Here is a 16292-nt window from a genome sequence, read left to right as displayed (position 1 = left end):
GATGACTGAGGTAGTAATAGTTGCTGGCAAGAGAACACCATTTGGTAAGCTCGGTGGAAGCCTGAAAACGAAGACCGCGGGAGAACTCGGTGGCATCGCCATCAAAGGGGCTTTAGACAGTATCAGTCTTGAACCTGACAAAGTGGATGCGGTCATTATGGGCAACGTGCTGCAGGCCGGCCAGGGCCAGCTGCCGTCACGCCAGGCGCAGCATCATGCCGGTATTCCATTTCATGTGCATACGGAGACGATCAACAAAGTATGTGCATCAGGTATGCGCGCGGTGTCTCACGCGATGGACCAGCTGAAGCTCGGCCATTACGAGGCCGTTGTTGCAGGCGGCATGGAGTCGATGTCAAACGCCGTCTTTTATTCAAAGGATATGCGCTCCGGCAAGATGATGGGGAACGTCGAATTTATTGACGGCCTCATCTACGACGGCTTGACATGCAGCTTCACAGGCGGTCATATGGGTGTCTACGGCGACAAGACGGCAGCGAAGTTCAACTTGTCACGCGCAGCTCAGGACCAGTTCAGCTTTGATTCTCATCAGAAGGCCGTGGCGGCGATTGATGCCGGACTGTTCGATGATGAGATCACTCCGGTTGAAGTGAAAGGACGTAAAGAGACCGTTATCGTCGATAAGGACGAAGCGCCGCGCCGTGATACGACGGTCGACAAGCTCGCGGCACTGAAGCCTGCGTTCGTCAGAGAAGGCGGCACGGTGACTGCCGGGAACGCACCGGGCATTAACGACGGTGCCTGCGTACTGATCTTAATGACGAAAGAACGCGCAGCAGCTGAAGGGCTGGACGTCCTTGCGACGCTCATCGCCCACAGTGAAATCGGCGTTGCGCCGGAGCGCTTCCCTGAAACGCCGGGACTCGTCATCAATAAGCTCCTTGAAGAACAGCAGCTCACGGCAGATGATATCACGCTCTTTGAGATGAACGAAGCATTCAGCGCGGTCGCACTTGCCAGTCAGCACATTGCACAACTACCATCAGAAAAAATAAATCAAAATGGCGGGGCAGTAGCTCTCGGCCACCCGATCGGTGCGAGCGGTGCCCGTATTATTCTGACGTTGATTCACAGCTTAAAACGTGCAGGCGGAGGAAAAGGAATCGCAGCGATATGCAGTGGCGGTGGTCAGGGGGATGCTGTTCTCCTGGAGGTATAACAGTGGAATATAAAGGATCGCAGATTGATATCGTACAATACAATGAGAGATACCGCGAACAGCTGGAAGCATTTGAACTGGAAGAGCGTCAGCTCATCTATTCATCACTACCGAAAGAAGTGCTGGACGAAGGGCTGATGGACCCGAACAGACGTCCGTGCATCGTGCTTAATAAAGAAGGACAGGTCGTCGGCTTCTTCGTGCTGCATCAGTTTTATCAGCATGAAGGGTATGATACACCGATTAATGCAGTGTATGTCAGAAGTCTGTCCATCAATGCGAAGCTTCAAGGGTCAGGCTACGGCACGGAGATTATGATGAACATCCCTTCATTCGTGCAGACGGTGTTCCCGGATTTTGAAGACTTGTATTTAGTTGTCGACGCTGAGAATCAGGCAGCGTGGAACTTATACGAGCGTGCAGGATTCCTGCATCTCGCGACGAATCCTGAAGGACCGCTCGGTAAAGAGCGGCTGTATTATCTCGACCTTGAAGGGAAGTATGTCTCTAAACTGCGCTTAGTGCAGCAGCACGGTGACATCGCGCTTGAAAAAGACGGCACAGCAGTAGGTCGCATCAAGCTTGATGTTCAAGGGGACACTGCTTATATCATAACGTTTGAAGCGGATGACGCCGCGGTAAGGGAAAGCGCCCTCCGTCAGCTCTCGACATTCGTGCGCAAAAATGAACCGGATGTCCTCAAGCTCGTCGTCAAGACAGCTGAGCCGGATGAGTACTTGAATGCTAATTTTGTTCATATGGACCAGCAGGAGCCGGACGTACTGACAAAATTAATCCAATATTAAAATGATGCAGCTGGATCCATGAATGGTTCAGCTGTTTTCATGCACAAAGGGGTAAGGGGAATGGATTTTAATTTGACTGATGAGCAGCAGATGCTCAGAAAAATGGTGCGGGAATTTGCGCTTGAGCAGATTGCACCGAGCGTAAAAGAGCGTGACAAAGAAGCGCGGTTTGACCGCGCGCTGTTTACAGCGATGGGTGAGCTCGGACTGACGGGAATCGTCATTCCTGAAACATATGGGGGCGCCGGAATGGATTACTTGAGCTATTCCATCTGTCTCGAGGAGCTGTCGAGAGTCGACCCTTCAATCGGTGTCACACTGTCTGTACATGTCTCGCTCGGCTGCGTGCCGATCTACCGCTTCGGCTCAGAATTCTTGAAGACGCGGTATTTGCCGAAGCTGACAAGCGGGGACTATCTTGCAGCTTATGCACTCAGTGAGCCTGACGCCGGCAGCGATGTCCAGGCGATGAAACTGACGGCACGTGCTGTCGACTCGGGTTACATACTGAACGGCACGAAGACTTGGATCACATCCGGCGGTCATGCAGATATTTACATCGTATTCGCTCGGACGGACGATGGCATGACGTGCTTTGTCGTTGATAAAGAGCTGCCGGGATTTACGGTCGGCAAGAAGGAAGACAAGCTCGGGCTTCGGTCATCGGCGACGACAGAAATCATTTTTGATGACGTCTTTGTTAGTGATGACCACGTGCTCGGGGAAGCGGGCGAGGGCTTCAAAGTGGCGATGGCAGCTCTGGACGGCGGCCGTATGGGCATTGCCTCGCAGGCAGTCGGTATTGCTCAAAGCGCGCTTGACCATGCGCTCGACTATGCCAACACGCGCAGCACGTTCGGCAAAAAGATCATTCTGCATCAAGGTATCGGCTTTATGCTTTCGGATATGGCAGCAGAAATACAAGCTGCACGATTAGTGACGCGGCAGGCCGCCTGGTATTTGTCTGAGGGCCGGCCGAGCACGATGATGAGCAGCATGGCGAAACTGCTGGCAGGGGACATAGCGATGAAAGCGGCGGTTGATGCGGTGCAAATATTCGGCGGCAACGGCTATACGACGGATTATCCGGTGGAGCGCATTATGCGTGACGCGAAGATTACGCAGATTTACGAAGGGACGCAGCAGATTCAGCGGCTCGTCATTTCAAGACAGCTCATGCACTAGCAGAATTTACTGGAAAAACAGTCGGGTTCTTGATATGATGAACTGTGAATAACAATCGACTGAACGAGCTGAAAGGACGAACATTAATGAAAATCAGTGAATATACAAAAGAAATGATGAACGAAAATTCATTCATTGACCTTGCCTACCTTTATTTAAGCGAACAAGGCAAAGATACCGGCCTGTACGATATGATAGATGAATTCAAGAAAATCGGCGGTTACAACGACGAAGAAATCGAAACGCGTGTACTGCAGTTCTACACAGACTTAAATACAGACGGCCGTTTCCTGTCAACCGGCGAAAACTTATGGGGGCTCCGCGACTGGTACTCTGTCGATGATATCGAAGAGAAAATCGCGCCGACTGTTCAGAAGTTTGATGTTCTTGATGAGGACGAAGATGATGCGAACATCGTTCTTCTCGGAGAAGAAGAAGTAGAAGACGACCTGGATCTTGTGGTCCAGGGCGGCGCTGACGAGGAGAACCTTGAAGACCCTGAAGATGAAGAAGTGGAAGACGAGATCGATACAGCAGGTCTTGTTGTAGAAGATGAAGAGTTCGACGAGGATGAAGACGAAGAAGACTATGAAGACTACGAGGAAGAAGAGGAATAAGTTTCTTCTCTATGTTGACATTTGATTGAAAAGTGATTATTATTTTACTTGGGCTCCTTTAATTAGGACAAATGTATAAACCGATACGCTCCCTTTGCGATATGCAAAAGGAGCGTTTTTTATTTTTTTATTCAGGAGGAACGTAATGACTAAATTTATATTTGTGACTGGCGGCGTTGTTTCGTCGTTAGGTAAAGGGATTACTGCAGCGAGCTTAGGGCGATTATTGAAAGACCGTGGGCTGAACGTCACCATCCAGAAATTTGACCCGTATTTGAACGTTGACCCGGGTACGATGAGCCCGTATCAGCACGGCGAAGTGTTCGTCACTGATGACGGCGCGGAGACAGACCTTGACCTTGGGCACTATGAGCGTTTCATCGATATTAACTTGAATCAGTATTCCAACGTGACAGCGGGTAAAGTTTATTCCCACGTGCTGAAGAAAGAGCGCCGCGGCGACTATTTAGGCGGTACAGTGCAGGTCATCCCGCACATTACGAATGAAATCAAATCACGTCTGCTGCTTGCCGGTGAGAGCACGAAGGCAGACGTCGTCATCACTGAAATCGGCGGGACGACAGGTGATATTGAATCACTGCCATTTTTAGAGTCCATCCGTCAGATTAAAAGCGACCTCGGCCGCGAAAATGTGATGTACATTCACTGCACGCTGCTGCCGTATATCAAGGCAGCGGGAGAAATGAAGACGAAACCGACGCAGCATAGTGTGAAAGAACTGCGCGGCCTCGGTATCCAGCCGGACATGATCGTCGTCCGTACAGAATACGAAATGACGCAGGACTTACGCGATAAAATTGCCTTGTTCTGTGACATCGACAAAAAGTCAGTCATTGAATGCCGTGACGCTGACACATTGTATCAAGTGCCGCTTGCACTCAAAGAACAGAAAATGGATGATATCGTCATCAACCGCCTTGGTCTTGAAGCTGCAGAAGAAGCAGAACTGACTGAATGGACAAAATTACTTGAGACTGTACGTAACTTAAACGGTAAAACGCGCATCGCGTTAGTCGGTAAATATGTCGCGCTGCAGGATGCTTACTTGTCAGTAGCGGAAGCATTGAAGCACGCAGGTTATGAGTTCGGCAAAGAAGTAGAGATCAAATGGATCAATTCAGAGCATTTAGATGTCACGAACTTCAAAGATGAACTGAAAGACGTCGACGGTATTTTAATTCCAGGTGGCTTTGGTGAGCGCGGTATTGAAGGCAAGATTTTAGCGACGCAGTATGCGCGTGAAAACAACATTCCGTTCCTCGGCATCTGCTTAGGTATGCAGCTCGCGACTGTTGAGTTCGCACGTAATGTCGTCGGCCTTGAAGGCGCGCATTCAGCAGAGCTTGATCCGAACACGCCGTACCCGGTCATCGCGCTGCTGCCTGACCAGAAAGATGTCGTTGATCTCGGCGGCACATTACGTCTTGGCTTATACCCATGTCAGCTTGTTGAAGGCACAAAAGCCCATGAAGCTTATGGTGAAGCTTTAGTAGAAGAACGCCACCGTCACCGTTATGAGTTCAACAATGAATTCCGTCAGCATCTGGAAGCTAAAGGACTGGTGTTCTCTGGCACATCTCCTGACGGCCGACTCGTTGAAATCGTCGAAATTCCGGACCATAAATGGTTTGTCGCATGTCAGTTCCACCCGGAATTCCTATCACGTCCGACAAGACCACAGAAATTATTCAGAGGATTTATCGAAGCAACGCTTAACTAATAATAAAAGCCGCTCATCATGAGCGGCTTTTATGTATGAATGAAGCTTGGAGAAGTGGGAAGTGGCCTTCAAACGGCTCCTGAAGGCCACTTCTCCCCGAGTTCGGCGGTCAACACCTGAATTTTGGCCTTCAAACGGCTCCTGAAGGCCACTTCTCCCCGAGTTCGGCGGTCAACACCTGAATTTTGGCCTTCAAACGGCTCCTGAAGGCCACTTTTCCTCGAGTTCGGCGGTCAACACCTGAATTTTGGCCTTCAAACAGCTCCTGAAGGCCACTTCTCCTCGAGTTCGGCGGTCAACACCTGAATTTTGGCCTTCAAACGGCTCCTGAAGGCCACTTCTCCTCGAGTTCGGTGGTCATCACCTGAATTTTGGTCTTCAAACGATCAATCAGTCTGTCTCTTCTTCCAGCAGTTCTTTCATTCCGGCATAGATAGCGTAGTAGATGTAGTTCATCGCCATTAAGTGGGGCTTGATAATACGGCTGAAGTCTTCCATCGGCACGAGCGCACGCGGCGTTGACAGATCGATGAAGTTCATGCTGTTGATGCGTTCGTCTTTATTGCAGACGAGCACATAATCGATGTCGAACTCGTCAAGGTCTTTAATGTATTCGATAACGGCGTCGTCATATGTATCTGCCATTAAGAGCACGCGGTCAGTACGGTCAAGCACGGACTCCGTGATCATTTTCTCAGCGCCGAACAGGCTTTCTTCGCTTTCAACGATGAAATCTTCGAAGTATCTCAAGTCACCGAAGCCTTTGACAAAAATTCTGCCTTCACCGACGACCGCCTGGGCGAGGAGACGCGAGGCGATGTCAATCTCTGTTTCCTGGGCGTCGATTTTTTTGAATATACCGTTCAGCTGCGTATTGAATATCTTTAACATTTTAATCCTTCTTTCTCTCCATTTATAGTACAATTCTATTATAAAAAGGGGACTGAAGACAATGGTACGCATTTTAGTGATTGATGATGAAGATAATATCAGGCTGCTGCTAAAAGAAATATTCGCGCTCTACGGCTTGACGATGGATGAAGCAGAAAACGGCAGAGTCGGCCTGGACAAGCTTGCCGCTGCCCATTATGACCTTGTCTTCATGGACAAACGCATGCCGGTCATGAGCGGATTTGAAACACTTGAACGGCTGCGGGAAGTGAGCGATGTGCCCGTCTATCTCATCTCTGCCTATCAGACGAGTGAAGAGATGGAGGCGTTTATAAGCCTTGGTATAGAAGGGATTTTAATGAAGCCGTTTTCAATTGAAGAAGTGGCGGAAATTGCTTTGAAATATCGCTGAAACAGGTTCTAATGTTATGCAAATACGCGAATTGTCTGATATACTAATGACATAAAATTGTGCAGCAGCACACAAGGAGGATTTTTTCATGCCATTAGTTTCTATGAAAGAAATGTTAATCCAGGCTAAAGAAGGCGGTTATGCGGTAGGTCAGTATAACATCAACAATTTAGAGTTCACGCAGGCAATTCTTGGCGCTTCTCAAGAAGAGAACGCACCCGTAATTCTTGGCGTGTCTGAAGGCGCTGGAAAATACATGGGCGGATTCTACACTGTAGTGAAAATGGTTGAAGGTTTAATGAAAGACATGAACATCACTGTTCCTGTAGCGATTCACTTAGACCACGGTTCAAGTTTCGAGAAATGTAAAGAAGCGATCGATGCCGGCTTCACATCTGTCATGATCGATGCTTCTCACCATTCATTTGAAGAGAACGTTGAAATCACTAAAAAAGTAGTAGAATATGCACATTCTAAAGGAGTTTCTGTAGAAGCTGAATTAGGTCGTGTCGGCGGTCAGGAAGATGACGTCGTATCTGACGGTGTTGTCTATGCAGATGCTCGCGAATGTCAGGAACTTGTCGAAAAAACAGGTATCGACTGCTTAGCACCAGCTCTTGGTTCAGTACACGGTCCTTACAAAGGTGAACCAAACCTTGGATTCAAAGAAATGGAAGAAATCGGCGCTGCGACTGGTCTGCCATTAGTATTGCACGGTGGTACGGGTATCCCGACTAAAGACATCACACGCTCTATCTCTTTAGGAACAGCTAAAATCAATGTCAACACTGAAAATCAGATCGCATCTGCTAAAGCAGTGCGTGATACATTGAATAATGATGCTGACGTATACGATCCACGTAAATATCTTGGACCTGCACGTGAAGCTATCAAAGCGACTGTTCAAGGTAAAATCCGCGAGTTCGGTACATCTGGCAAAGCGTAATTTACTGGGTGTCAACACAAACACATCAGCTCCGCTGATGTGTTTTTTTTTCTTGACTCGTCGTGTAAAACTGAATTATATTTAAGGTCGCGCATTCTATGTTTTGCAATCATTCAACGACTTAGTTTACAATACAATAAATAATGAACGATGATAAGATTTTTAATGGAGATAGAAAAGGAGTACTGACATGTCACAAGAAGTAATCAAGATTAGAGGTGGAAATCCTCTGCGCGGAAAGGTGCAGATCAGCGGCGCTAAAAACAGTGCGGTCGCGTTAATTCCTGCGACACTGATGGCTGACGGTGTCGTAACGCTTGAAGGTCTGCCCGAAATTTCAGACGTTGTCACATTGATGAGCCTGCTTGAAGATCTGAACATTAAGACAGAGCTTGACGGAGATCTGCTGAAAGTCGATTCAAGCGAAGCAATCAACCTGCCACTGCCTAACAACAAAGTACAGTCATTACGTGCTTCATACTATATGATGGGCGCGATGCTCGGTCGCTTCAAGAAATGTACGATTGGTCTGCCGGGCGGCTGCCCGCTCGGACCACGTCCGATTGACCAGCACATTAAAGGATTCGAAGCTTTAGGCGCTAAAGTGACGAATGAAATGGGCGCGATGCATCTGGAAGCTGAAGAGCTGATCGGTGCAAAGATCTTCATGGATGTCGTCAGTGTCGGTGCGACCATTAATATTATGCTGGCTGCCAGTATGGCAACAGGTAAGACGGTCATCGAGAACGCGGCGAAAGAGCCTGAAATCGTCGATGTCGCAACACTGCTGAACAATATGGGCGCTAAAATCCGCGGCGCAGGAACAGATACACTGAAGATTGAAGGTGTGCCGCAGCTGCACGGTACAAAGCATACGATTATTCCTGACCGTATCGAAGCGGGGACTTATATGTGTGCCGCAGCTGCCATGGGTGAGGAAGTCGTCATCGAGAACATCATCCCGCTGCACATGGAGCCTTTAACAGCGAAGCTCGTTGAAATGGGCGTCGACATTGAAGTGGGAGAAGATAAAGCAGTCATCCGTAAATCCGGACCGCTCGCTCCGCTGACGATCACGACGAACGTTTATCCGGGGTTTGCGACCGACTTGCAGCAGCCGTATACACCACTGTTATTTTTAGCGACCGGTGAAAGCACGGTTACTGACACGATTTATCCGGCACGCTTCAACCATGTAGCGGAGCTTGCAAGAATGTCTGCGGACATCAAGGAAGCGGGCGGCACTGCGACAATCAAGCCGTCAAAGCTGACCGGCGCAGAAGTCGCAGCAAGTGACCTTCGTGCAGGTGCCTGTCTCGTCATCGCGGGTCTGACTGCAGAAGGTGTGACGACTGTCTACAACGTCAAGCACATCGACCGCGGCTACAGCGGTATCGTCGAGAAGTTGAAAGCATTAGGCGCAGACATCTGGCGTGAGACAATCGAAGACTAACAGCAACCTCCTTAACAGGAGGTTTCTTCTTTTATATATATTATATATTTGATATATTTTTTATACCGTGGTATAATATGTCAGTGAGGTGAAAGATATGGAAATATGTCCTTATTTAGAGGAAACGTTTAAAATTCTTGGGCGCAGCTGGAATGGTTTGTTGATCAATTATCTTTCACGCTGTGATGACCGTGCGGCCCACTTTTCAGACATCAAACGCGATTTGAAGTCCATTACACCTAGAGCATTAAGCCTGAAACTCGGCGAACTGGCAGAGTGGGACTTAGTGGAGAAGAAAGTCATAACGACGACACCATTATCAATCAAATATGTGCTGACGGACAAAGGCTATGCGTTAAGTCAGGCGATGATTCCTATAGAACAATGGGCCCAGAATAACCTGGAGCTTGCAGAAGAAGTGAACAGTCATTAATATGGCTGTTTTTTTTATGGCTGTATATATTTCATTTATTCTGGATTGTTGATAATCATGGGTAGGACTTAATGATAAATGTGTTATACTATTGCTGAAAGTTATATCACGTTGGACAAAGGAGAATGACGATGGAACGTAGTTTATCGATGGAGCTAGTACGAGTGACTGAGGCGGCTGCTCTGCAGAGTGCACGCTGGGTCGGCAAAGGGCTGAAAAATGAGGCGGATGACGCAGCGACCACTGCCATGCGTGAAGTATTTGATACAATTCCGATGGATGGTGTTGTCGTTATCGGTGAAGGGGAGATGGACGAGGCGCCGATGCTTTATATCGGTGAGGAGCTCGGAACTAAAGAAGGTCCTGAAATCGACATCGCAGTCGACCCGCTTGAAGGGACGACGCTTGTCGCTGAAGGAAGCTGGAACGCGATGACTGTTCTTGCTGTCGGCGACCGCGGCACATTGCTGCATGCACCGGACATGTACATGGAGAAAATCGCCGTCGGACCGGAATGTGTCGGCGTCGTTGATATATCAAAGAGCGTCACTGAAAATCTGCATGCAGTGGCGAAAGCGAAGAACAAAGATATTACTAACGTCACGGCAACACTGCTGAACCGTGAACGTCATGCAGCGATCATCAAGGAAATTCGTGCGGCAGGTGCCCGCATCAAGCTGATTGAACACGGCGACGTCGCAGCTGCGATCAACACAGCGTTTGATTTCACGGGCGTCGATATTCTCTTCGGTTCAGGCGGCGCACCGGAAGGCGTCATCGCGGCGGTCGGCATTAAAGCGCTGGGCGGTGACTTCCAGGGTATTCTGCTGCCGGAAGACAGCGAGCAGGAAGAACGCTGCCGCAACATGGGTATTGAGCCGAATACTGTATTGAAGCTGGATGACATGGTCAAAGGGGACGATGCGATCTTTGCGGCGACCGCGGTCACTGACGGCGAACTGCTGAAAGGTGTGCAGTTCAAAGGAGGATTCGCTGAGACGCATTCACTTGTTATGCGTGCGAAATCCGGCACAGTCCGCTTCATTCAAGGACGCCATAGTCTTGAGAAGAAACCGGGTCTGACAATGGCCGGCAATGAAACGATTTAATCATCAGCCAGCATGTGTCTGCATGCCGGCTTTTTCTTTGACATTGTATTGATTCATGATAAACTATTGAAGTTATCCACGCATGCCCTCACATCCTCCGTACACTACACTATTAAACAGAAGGTGCTATATGATAGAAAAACAACGCACAAGCCCGCAGTATGAATCTTTTGATGCGCTTTACAAGAACAGTACAACGAAAGAACTGACAGCACGCGCAAAAGAACTAGGACTTGTCAATTACAGTAAACTCAATAAAAAAGAACTGGTTCTTGCGGTCATGGAGAAACAGATGGAGCAGGACGGCAACTACTACATGGAGGGTATTTTAGATGATATCCAGGTGGACGGCTATGGTTTCCTGCGCACGGTCAACTATTCTAAAGGTGAGAAGGATATTTATATCTCTGCCAGCCAGATTCGTCGTTTCGAGATCAAGCAGGGCGACAAAGTAACGGGGAAAGTCCGTCGCCCGAAAGAGAACGAGAAGTATTACGGCCTGCTGCAGGTGGACTTCGTCAATGACCAGAATGCAGAGGAAGTGAAGAAACGACCGCACTTCCAGGCGCTGACGCCGCTTTACCCGGACCGCCGCATTAAGCTTGAGACAACGAAGACTGCTTATTCCACGCGTATTATGGACCTTGTGACGCCGATCGGTTTCGGCCAGCGGGGCATGATTGTCGCGCCGCCGAAAGCCGGCAAGACTTCCCTGTTGAAAGAGATCGCGAACGCCATCTGCACGAATCACCCGGAAGCGAAGCTCTTCATTCTGCTCGTCGGTGAACGGCCGGAAGAAGTGACGGATTTAGAGCGTTCAGTCGCACAGGCAGAAGTTGTGCATTCCACGTTTGATGAACCGCCTGAGCACCACGTCAAAGTAGCAGAGCTGCTGCTCGAGCGTGCGAAGCGTCTCGTTGAACTCGGGGAAGATGTCATCATTCTCATGGACTCCATCACGCGCCTTGCCCGGGCATACAACTTAGTGGTGCCGCCGAGCGGCCGTACGTTATCAGGGGGACTGGATCCCGCGAGCCTCCATCGTCCGAAAGCCTTTTTCGGTGCTGCGCGTAACATTGAAGCGGGCGGCAGTCTGACCATCCTTGCGACTGCGCTCGTTGAGACCGGTTCACGTATGGACGATATGATCTACGAGGAGTTCAAAGGGACAGGCAACATGGAGCTGACGCTTGACCGCAAACTTGCTGAGAAACGCGTCTATCCGGCCATCGACATCCGCCGCAGCTCGACGCGTAAAGAAGAGCTGCTGCTTGAACCGAAAGAGCTCGAGATGGTATGGCAGCTCAGAAACTTGTTCACTGAGCAGCAGGACTTCACTGAACGGTTCCTGCGCCGTCTGAAGCAGAGCAGCAGCAATGATGACTTCTTCAGCCAGCTGGGTGACCGCATCGCGATGAGCGCGAAAACCGGTAAGCCGATCATTTAATTAACAGTTGCAATTTGACGGTTAACCCTATATAATATGTAAGTATTGACGTGAAATATCACGAATAACTCTGTTCCAGATGGTTCAGGGCAAAGGAGCTGAAAATAATGAAACAAGGAATTCACCCGGAATACCGCAAAGTAATCTTCTTAGATTCTACAACTGACTTTAAATTCTTAAGCGGTTCTACACGTTCTTCAAACGAAACAATGACTTGGGAAGATGGTAACGAGTATCCAGTTATCCGTTTAGATATCTCTTCAGATTCTCACCCATTCTACACAGGTCGTCAGAAATTCGCTTCTGCCGATGGTCGTGTTGAGCGTTTCAACAAAAAATTCGGTCTTAAAAGCAGCAACGAATAATTTGCTAAAAGAAGTTCCACATTCAGCATGGCTGAGTGGTGGAACTTTTTTTGTACATAAGATAGTGCACAAACTGTGGTATAATAAAGCGATTATGTGTAAAAAAGGTGGCCGTAACTATGTATGAAAGTTATCCCGCAGGTTGGATAGAATGTATTGCAGGAAGTATGTTCAGTGGTAAGAGTGAAGAGCTCATCAGACGACTGAGACGCGGCTTATATGCCCGGCAGAAAGTTGTCGTCTTCAAGCCGGAGATTGACAACCGTTACAGTGATGATGCAGTCGTCTCTCATAACGGCTCTAAAATAGAGGCGCATAACGTCGCATCCGCGTCGCATATTTTGCAGTACGTGACGCCGGACATCGATATTGTGGCGATCGACGAAGTGCAGTTCTTTGATGCAGAGGTTGTCGGTGTTGCGACGCAGCTTGCTGAAGCAGGGCACCGCGTCATCGTCGCCGGACTCGACATGGACTTTAAAGGCGTGCCCTTTGATCCAGTGCCGGAGCTCATGGCAATCAGTGAACACGTGACGAAGCTGCAGGCCGTATGTGCAGTATGCGGCTCTCCGTCATCAAGGACACAGCGGCTGATCAACGGAGAACCCGCGCATATCAATGACCCGATCATTATGATCGGCGCTAAAGAAAGCTATGAACCGAGATGCCGCGAGCATCATATTGTGAAGGAGGATTAATATGTTTGATCAATTAGAAATCGTAGAGCAACGCTATGAACAGTTAAATGAACTGCTGAGTGACCCGGATATCGTATCAGACCCTGACAAACTGCGTCAGTATTCAAAGGAGCAGTCTGATCTGCATAAGACGGTTGAAGTATATAGAAGCTATAAATCAGTGAAAGAACAGCTGGAAGAAGCGCTCGACATGATGGGAGAGACATCGGACCCTGAAGAAGAAGCGATGATCAAAGAAGAGATCAATGAACTGAAGCCGCAAGTTCCGGCGCTGGAAGAAGCGCTGAAAGTGCTCTTAATCCCGAAAGACCCGAATGACGATAAAAACGTTGTCATGGAGATCCGGGGTGCTGCCGGTGGAGACGAAGCAGCGATCTTCGCAGGTGATTTATTCCGTATGTACTCACGCTTTGCTGAAGAGCAGGGCTGGAGAATCGATGTCATGGAAACGAATGAATCGGACCACGGCGGCTATAAAGAGATCAGTTTCACGATCGTCGGCAACGGGGCATACTCCAAGCTGAAATTTGAAAACGGTGCCCACCGCGTGCAGCGTATTCCGGCGACAGAAAGCGGCGGCAGAATCCATACGTCAACAGCGACAGTCGCAGTACTGCCTGAAGTAGAAGACGTTGAAGTGGACATCAGAACAGAAGATCTGCGTATTGAAACATACCGTTCAAGCGGTTCCGGCGGTCAGCACGTCAACACGACTGACTCAGCGGTGCGTATCACGCATATTCCGACCGGACTTGTCGCGACGAGCTCAGAGAAATCACAGATCAAAAACCGTGAGAAAGCACTGAAGCTGCTGAAAACACGTGTCTACGACAAAATGCTGCAGGAAGAGCAGGCGAAATACGCAGAACAGCGTAAGTCGGCTGTCGGCACGGGCGACCGTTCAGAGCGTATCCGCACGTATAACTATCCGCAGAACCGCGTGACGGATCACCGTATCGGCCTGACCATCCAGAAGCTCGACCAGATCATGGAAGGTAAAGTCAGTGAAGTCATCGAAGCGCTGACCATCGCGGAGCAGACAAGTAAGCTTGAAGCATTGAACGATGGTCTGCTGTAAGCCTGCTGAGCTCGTCAAAGCTGGCAGCCGGACACTCAGTGAAGCCGGGCAGCCGCCCGTCGGTGCCTTGTTCCTCATGATGGACCTCTTCGACTTGTCACAGCTTGCTATCACGCTCGGCAGCAGGACGCTCAGCCACGAAGAGGCAGCGCGCTACGCGGCGGGCATACAGGCATTGTGCCGCGATGTGCCGCTCGCTCATATTACGGGCTTCCAGGAATTCTACGGCCGGCGCTTTAACGTGACGGCTGATACGCTTGTACCGCGTCCGGAGACCGAGGAACTTGTGCTGAAAGTACTGTCGACGAAACGTTCAGGTGTTGCGGCAGATATCGGCACGGGAACAGGGTGCATCGCTGTTACGCTTGAGCTTGAAGGCGACTATACGGTGCACGGGACTGATATCAGTACAGCGGCACTGGCCATTGCCCGGGAAAACGCACGCGCGCTCGGCAGCCGTGTGAATTTCCACCACGGCGATCTGCTTGAGCCGCTTATCGCATCGAACATCAAGCTCGATATACTTGTATCTAATCCACCGTACATCGCGGCTTCCGAGCGCGCGCTCATGACGCAGTCAGTGCTCGGGCATGACCCGCACTTAGCGCTCTTTGCCGACGATGACGGTCTCGCGTTATATAAGCGGATGATTGAACAGCTGCCTCGAGTCATGAAGGACAACGGTTATGTCTTCTTTGAGATCGGCCACAGCCAGGGGCCGGTGCTGACAAATTATATTACTGAACGTTACAACGTCACTGTTCATGTCGAACAGGACATTAATCAGCTGGACCGTATTCTCTGGTTCAATTGGTGTGAATAAGTTATGCACAACTCAGAAAAGTTATACACAATTTGTGCATAACTTTTTCTTTTGTAATAAAATATACGGAAAGAAGGGAGTTACAGTGATGAAAACATACGTTTGGGATGTTCGTAACTATGTGGATGAGTTATCCACATATCCACAAATCACAGAAATTATCGCGGCATTCGAGGCCGACGCACTGGTCGCCATACCGACAGAGACAGTGTATGGTCTGGCTGCCAATGCTTATAGTCCGGCGGCAGTAGGGAAAGTGTACGCGGCGAAAGGCCGGCCGAGTGATAATCCGCTGATTGTCCACATTCATCAGCTGGAGCAGCTGGACTTTATCGAGTATATTCATCCGGCAGCGCGCAGACTGATGGCGGCGTACTGGCCGGGTGCGATCTCATTTATTCTGCCGGTGAAGCCCGGCATGCTTGCGCCGCAGGTGACTGCCGGCCTGCCTTCTGTCGCAGTCAGAATGCCGAAAGACCCTATCGCCCGCCAGCTGCTTGAACTTACGAAGCTGCCGCTTGCAGCGCCGAGCGCGAACTTAAGCGGCCGCCCGTCCCCGACGCAGTTTGAGCATGTCAGAGAAGACCTGGACGGTAGAATATACGGGATCATTCAAGGGCCGGACAGTGAGCTCGGCATTGAAAGTACGGTGCTCGACTGCACGAGCTATCCATTCAAGATTGCCCGGCCCGGCAGCATTACCGAGACCATGCTTGAAGAAGTGGTGCCGGGCTGTGTGACGGAAGCGGATTATCAGTCAGCTGCGCCGATAGCACCAGGCATGAAATACCGCCACTATGCACCGAACAGCCCGATGACACTTATTGAAGGGGGCATCCGCGAGCGGCTGGCCGTTGACCGCGAGACGGCAGTCATCGCCCCGGAAAGCGTCCGTCCGCTCATCGACGGTGGTCACTTCTACCCGCTCTGTGCGGATGAAGATGATATTGCGACGGCCGCGACCCATCTTTATGAGGTGCTGCGAGCGATCGACCATAACCATGACGTGACGCGTATTATTATGAGCGGCTTTAAGCGTTCGGAACAGACGCGCGCACTGATGAACCGGATCGACAAAGCATCGGCCGGCAAATAAAGGAGGATTATG

At 49.8% G+C, this 16292-nt stretch carries 17 protein-coding genes; 16 read left to right on the top strand and 1 reads right to left on the bottom strand.

Annotation, left to right across the window (positions count from 1 at the left end; genetic code table 11):
• Nucleotide 1: 1 nt before the first annotated feature.
• The 5 genes from ERX35_RS06800 to ERX35_RS06780 all read left to right on the top strand — a co-directional run bounded on the left by ERX35_RS06800 (nt 2) and on the right by ERX35_RS06780 (nt 5529).
• Complete coding sequence (locus tag ERX35_RS06800) at nt 2-1180, top strand: acetyl-CoA C-acetyltransferase (RefSeq protein ID WP_149459171.1); 1179 nt, start codon at nt 2-4, stop codon at nt 1178-1180.
• Nucleotides 1177-1986 (top strand): GNAT family N-acetyltransferase, encoded by an 810-nt coding sequence (locus tag ERX35_RS06795; protein WP_425463261.1) that lies wholly within the window; start codon nt 1177-1179, stop codon nt 1984-1986. Before ERX35_RS06800 ends, ERX35_RS06795 begins: the two co-directional genes overlap by 4 nt.
• A gap of 60 nt (nt 1987-2046) precedes the next feature.
• The gene (locus ERX35_RS06790) at nt 2047-3171 is read left to right on the top strand and encodes an acyl-CoA dehydrogenase (protein WP_149459169.1); all 1125 of its coding nucleotides are present in this window, start codon (nt 2047-2049) and stop codon (nt 3169-3171) included.
• Between the two features lie 86 nt (nt 3172-3257).
• Nucleotides 3258-3788, top strand: coding sequence for a DNA-directed RNA polymerase subunit delta (gene rpoE / locus ERX35_RS06785; protein ID WP_149459168.1), 531 nt, complete (start codon nt 3258-3260; stop codon nt 3786-3788).
• Nucleotides 3789-3933: 145 nt separating this feature from the next.
• Nucleotides 3934-5529, top strand: coding sequence for a CTP synthase (locus tag ERX35_RS06780; protein ID WP_149459167.1), 1596 nt, complete (start codon nt 3934-3936; stop codon nt 5527-5529).
• A 390-nt stretch (nt 5530-5919) separates the two neighbouring features.
• Here ERX35_RS06780 and ERX35_RS06775 read toward each other — a convergent pair whose 3' ends face one another.
• Nucleotides 5920-6420: a DUF2529 family protein gene (locus tag ERX35_RS06775; protein ID WP_149459166.1), complete on the bottom strand. Its 501-nt coding sequence runs from the start codon at nt 6418-6420 to the stop codon at nt 5920-5922.
• A 61-nt stretch (nt 6421-6481) separates the two neighbouring features.
• Between ERX35_RS06775 and ERX35_RS06770 the strand changes: the two genes are divergently transcribed.
• The 11 genes from ERX35_RS06770 (at nt 6482) to ERX35_RS06720 (ending at nt 16280) form a co-directional block, all read left to right on the top strand.
• Nucleotides 6482-6832: a response regulator gene (locus ERX35_RS06770; RefSeq protein WP_149459165.1), complete on the top strand. Its 351-nt coding sequence runs from the start codon at nt 6482-6484 to the stop codon at nt 6830-6832.
• An 88-nt stretch (nt 6833-6920) separates the two neighbouring features.
• Nucleotides 6921-7778 (top strand): class IIb fructose-bisphosphate aldolase FdaB, encoded by an 858-nt coding sequence (gene fdaB / locus ERX35_RS06765; protein ID WP_149459164.1) that lies wholly within the window; start codon nt 6921-6923, stop codon nt 7776-7778.
• Nucleotides 7779-7968: 190 nt separating this feature from the next.
• Nucleotides 7969-9231 carry a UDP-N-acetylglucosamine 1-carboxyvinyltransferase gene (locus tag ERX35_RS06760; RefSeq protein ID WP_149459163.1) on the top strand — a complete coding sequence of 421 codons (1263 nt, stop codon included), beginning with the start codon at nt 7969-7971 and terminating at the stop codon, nt 9229-9231.
• 97 nt (nt 9232-9328) lie between these two features.
• Nucleotides 9329-9664: a winged helix-turn-helix transcriptional regulator gene (locus ERX35_RS06755; RefSeq protein ID WP_149459162.1), complete on the top strand. Its 336-nt coding sequence runs from the start codon at nt 9329-9331 to the stop codon at nt 9662-9664.
• Nucleotides 9665-9795: 131 nt separating this feature from the next.
• A complete protein-coding gene (gene glpX, locus ERX35_RS06750; RefSeq protein ID WP_149459161.1) occupies nt 9796-10773 on the top strand; it encodes a class II fructose-bisphosphatase in 978 nt (325 codons plus the stop codon).
• 130 nt (nt 10774-10903) lie between these two features.
• Entirely contained in the window at nt 10904-12220 is a 1317-nt protein-coding gene (gene rho, locus ERX35_RS06745; protein ID WP_149459160.1) for a transcription termination factor Rho, read from the top strand.
• A gap of 107 nt (nt 12221-12327) precedes the next feature.
• Nucleotides 12328-12585 carry a type B 50S ribosomal protein L31 gene (locus tag ERX35_RS06740; RefSeq protein WP_149459159.1) on the top strand — a complete coding sequence of 86 codons (258 nt, stop codon included), beginning with the start codon at nt 12328-12330 and terminating at the stop codon, nt 12583-12585.
• Nucleotides 12586-12704: 119 nt separating this feature from the next.
• A complete protein-coding gene (locus tag ERX35_RS06735; protein WP_149459158.1) occupies nt 12705-13283 on the top strand; it encodes a thymidine kinase in 579 nt (192 codons plus the stop codon).
• Between the two features lies 1 nt (nt 13284).
• Nucleotides 13285-14361: a peptide chain release factor 1 gene (gene prfA / locus ERX35_RS06730; RefSeq protein WP_149459157.1), complete on the top strand. Its 1077-nt coding sequence runs from the start codon at nt 13285-13287 to the stop codon at nt 14359-14361.
• On the top strand, nt 14348-15184 hold the full coding sequence (prmC, locus tag ERX35_RS06725; protein WP_149459156.1) for a peptide chain release factor N(5)-glutamine methyltransferase: 837 nt from the start codon (nt 14348-14350) through the stop codon (nt 15182-15184). The genes prfA and prmC overlap by 14 nt, the downstream gene beginning before the upstream one ends.
• A gap of 88 nt (nt 15185-15272) precedes the next feature.
• A complete protein-coding gene (locus ERX35_RS06720) occupies nt 15273-16280 on the top strand; it encodes an L-threonylcarbamoyladenylate synthase (protein ID WP_149459155.1) in 1008 nt (335 codons plus the stop codon).
• Nucleotides 16281-16292 lie beyond the last annotated feature (12 nt).

Origin of the sequence: Macrococcus equipercicus (assembly GCF_004359525.2) — a bacterium.
In the GTDB taxonomy this organism is placed as follows: Bacteria; Bacillota; Bacilli; order Staphylococcales; family Staphylococcaceae; genus Macrococcus; species Macrococcus equipercicus.
This window is presented reverse-complemented; position numbering and strand designations above follow the sequence as displayed.

Coding starts and splice junctions, on each gene's coding strand:
- ERX35_RS06800 (WP_149459171.1), top strand. CDS start 2: ATGACTGAGGTAGTAATAGTTGCTGGCAAGAGAACACCATTTGGTAAG.
- ERX35_RS06790 (WP_149459169.1), top strand. CDS start 2,047: ATGGATTTTAATTTGACTGATGAGCAGCAGATGCTCAGAAAAATGGTG.
- rpoE (WP_149459168.1), top strand. CDS start 3,258: ATGAAAATCAGTGAATATACAAAAGAAATGATGAACGAAAATTCATTC.
- ERX35_RS06780 (WP_149459167.1), top strand. CDS start 3,934: ATGACTAAATTTATATTTGTGACTGGCGGCGTTGTTTCGTCGTTAGGT.
- ERX35_RS06775 (WP_149459166.1), bottom strand. CDS start 6,420: ATGTTAAAGATATTCAATACGCAGCTGAACGGTATATTCAAAAAAATC.
- ERX35_RS06770 (WP_149459165.1), top strand. CDS start 6,482: ATGGTACGCATTTTAGTGATTGATGATGAAGATAATATCAGGCTGCTG.
- fdaB (WP_149459164.1), top strand. CDS start 6,921: ATGCCATTAGTTTCTATGAAAGAAATGTTAATCCAGGCTAAAGAAGGC.
- ERX35_RS06760 (WP_149459163.1), top strand. CDS start 7,969: ATGTCACAAGAAGTAATCAAGATTAGAGGTGGAAATCCTCTGCGCGGA.
- ERX35_RS06755 (WP_149459162.1), top strand. CDS start 9,329: ATGGAAATATGTCCTTATTTAGAGGAAACGTTTAAAATTCTTGGGCGC.
- glpX (WP_149459161.1), top strand. CDS start 9,796: ATGGAACGTAGTTTATCGATGGAGCTAGTACGAGTGACTGAGGCGGCT.
- rho (WP_149459160.1), top strand. CDS start 10,904: ATGATAGAAAAACAACGCACAAGCCCGCAGTATGAATCTTTTGATGCG.
- ERX35_RS06740 (WP_149459159.1), top strand. CDS start 12,328: ATGAAACAAGGAATTCACCCGGAATACCGCAAAGTAATCTTCTTAGAT.
- ERX35_RS06735 (WP_149459158.1), top strand. CDS start 12,705: ATGTATGAAAGTTATCCCGCAGGTTGGATAGAATGTATTGCAGGAAGT.
- prfA (WP_149459157.1), top strand. CDS start 13,285: ATGTTTGATCAATTAGAAATCGTAGAGCAACGCTATGAACAGTTAAAT.
- prmC (WP_149459156.1), top strand. CDS start 14,348: ATGGTCTGCTGTAAGCCTGCTGAGCTCGTCAAAGCTGGCAGCCGGACA.
- ERX35_RS06720 (WP_149459155.1), top strand. CDS start 15,273: ATGAAAACATACGTTTGGGATGTTCGTAACTATGTGGATGAGTTATCC.